Genomic DNA, 1,314 nt, shown 5'->3' with positions numbered 1-1,314 from the left:
CGCCGGGGCGGCCGCAGGTGCGGCGCGCAGTGCGGCCAGCTCGGCGCGGGCCGCCTCCATGTCGGCACGGAAAACCGCATCGCCGTGCAGGCGGGCGACCACCGCTGCGCCCATGAAGCGGCCCGACAGCACATCGCTGTGCCAGTGCACGTTGCACACCAGCCGGCTTTCGCCATAACTGCGGCCACGCGCCAGGATCGCATCGCTGCGGTCCGGCGCCAGCTCGGCCAGGATCAGCGCCCAGGCCCAGCCGATGGAGGTGTGTCCGGACGGATACGAGCCGTTTTCGGCCAGACCGGCCTCCTTGTCGGGTGTGCAGGTGGATTCACCGTTGGCCACGAACGGGCGGGTGCGGTTGTACCGGTGCTTGGCGGCATCGCTGACCACGGCGGCATCGGTGCGGGTACGCCGCAGCAGGCCGTACAGGCGCGGCGCATTGTGTTCGTTGATGTCGGTGCCGATGGCGCAGGCGAAGATCGAGGCGGCGGCGGGGAACTGCAGGTTGGCATCGGCGATGGCCTGCTCCCAGCGCGGCGTACCGCGCAGGTTGCGCGCCAGGTTGACCTGCTCGTCCAGGGCGAACGCGGCCGAGCCGGGTGCCGGGGGCGGCGGCAGCAGCGCGATGCTGTCCGGCAGCTGCGCCGTTTCCAGATAGCCCTGGGCCACGCCGGGGCGGATCTCCGGCACGCTGGAGCGGGACGCGGCGTGGGTGGCGCAGGCGCTGGCCAGTACGCACAGGCTGACGGCGAGAAGGCGGGAAAGCGGAAGACGGGAACGCATGGGCATGGCAACGGCCTCAGGCAAGGCGCTGGGCGATCATCTGCCGCAGCGCGTTGAGATCGGCAACGAACGCATCGATGCCGCTGGAAAGTTTTTCACTGGCCATCGCATCGGCAGCCAGATCCCGTTCGAAGCGGTCGGCGTCGACCGCGCTGACGCTCACCGCTNCAGGCAAGGCGCTGGGCGATCATCTGCCGCAGCGCGTTGAGATCGGCAACGAACGCATCGATGCCGCTGGAAAGTTTTTCACTGGCCATCGCATCGGCAGCCAGATCCCGTTCGAAGCGGTCGGCGTCGACCGCGCTGACGCTCACCGCTTCAGCCGCGACCGGCGCCAGCTGGCGCGGCAGTTCGCCGCAATCGGCCTCCAGCTTTTCCAGCAGCTCCGGCGAGATGGTCAGGCGGTCGCAGCCGGCCAGCGCTTCGACTTGGGCGGTGGAGCGGAACGAGGCGCCCATCACCACGGTCGGCACGCCGCGGCGCTTGAATTCGGCATACACGCCGCGCACGAAGCGCACGCCCGGGTCCTCGTCG

Annotated in this window: 1 protein-coding gene and 1 pseudogene; both read right to left on the bottom strand. The window is 70.0% G+C overall.

Annotated elements, in window-relative coordinates:
• A partial coding sequence (locus tag QZH66_RS16215; protein WP_305806914.1) for a phosphatase PAP2 family protein occupies window positions 1-780 on the bottom strand: 780 nt, incomplete at its 3' end.
• Between the two features lie 170 nt (window positions 781-950).
• Window positions 951-1,314, bottom strand: a pseudogene (locus tag QZH66_RS16210) (transaldolase family protein); the annotation flags it as partial.

Origin of the sequence: Stenotrophomonas sp. YIM B06876, from assembly GCF_030711595.1 — a bacterium.
In the GTDB taxonomy this organism is placed as follows: Bacteria; Pseudomonadota; Gammaproteobacteria; order Xanthomonadales; family Xanthomonadaceae; genus Stenotrophomonas.
This window is presented reverse-complemented; position numbering and strand designations above follow the sequence as displayed.